At 67.2% G+C, this 886-nt stretch carries 1 protein-coding gene; it reads right to left on the bottom strand.

Features of this window, described 5'->3' with window-relative positions; genetic code table 11:
• Window positions 1–262: 262 nt before the first annotated feature.
• On the bottom strand, window positions 263–886 hold a 624-nt coding region (locus FMEAI12_RS00320), incomplete at its 5' end, for an ABC transporter substrate-binding protein (protein WP_368672037.1).

Here is an 886-nt window from a genome sequence, read left to right as displayed (position 1 = left end):
AAGCGCGGCTCCGCGCCCGCTACTTCGCCTCCCGCGCGACCCGCCCCACCTGGCTACACACCGTCAACCACCCCGCCGCAGGCGGCGTGATCAGCTGACTACAGATTCCGGCCAACTGGGAAAAGCCACATTCCTGTGCCTGGCACCTGATCGTCACGTGGGACGCATGCGCGGACGATCCGCTGGCGGTTCTGGCGCGTCGAGATGACGCCGGGTCAGAGAAACACCGCGTTTTCCTGGACGCCGCAACCGGGGTCCTGGGCTACTTCGCGATCCACAGATCCTCGGGTAGCAGGGAACCCGTACCGTACTGCACGATGCCGCCCACGTTCTTGCCCGTGATGACGGCAGGCGCCGACCGGGTGAGGAAGATAGCCGGCATCGCCTCGGTCAACCGTGCCTGCGCCGCGTCGTAGGCCTTCTCGCGGTCCTGTTCCGATGCGCCTGTCCGCCCCGCCAGCAGGGCGTCGTTGAGCGCCTTGTCGGCGATCCCGGAAAGGTTCGCCGGCGAGTCGCCGCTGAAGGCCGTCCACAGCCGTGGTTCGGGGTCCTGGAAGAACGCTGACGACGTGGTCGCGTCGAAGTCGTGCGTCGTGCGCAGCGAGACGATGTCGGCAACCTCGATGATCTTGACCTGGACGCTGACGTTCTTGAACGTGCCGAGCTGGGCCTGGATGTTCTCCGCCGTCGTCCTGCTCTCCGAGGTGGGGGCGGTGGAGACGGCGAAGGACACCGGCTTGCCTTCCGCGGCGAGCTCGTCGAACAGTCGCTGGGCGGTGGCCTTGTCCGCCTTGCGCAGCGGCGTGTCCGAGTAGAAGGGCGAGGCCTTGCTGAACAGCGTGTCGACGGGTGTGCCGGTTCCGTTGTAGGCGGCGAGGTTCAGCGC

This window comes from Parafrankia sp. Ea1.12 (genome assembly GCF_900465275.1).
Taxonomy (GTDB): domain Bacteria; phylum Actinomycetota; class Actinomycetes; order Frankiales; family Frankiaceae; genus Parafrankia; species Parafrankia soli.
This window is presented reverse-complemented; position numbering and strand designations above follow the sequence as displayed.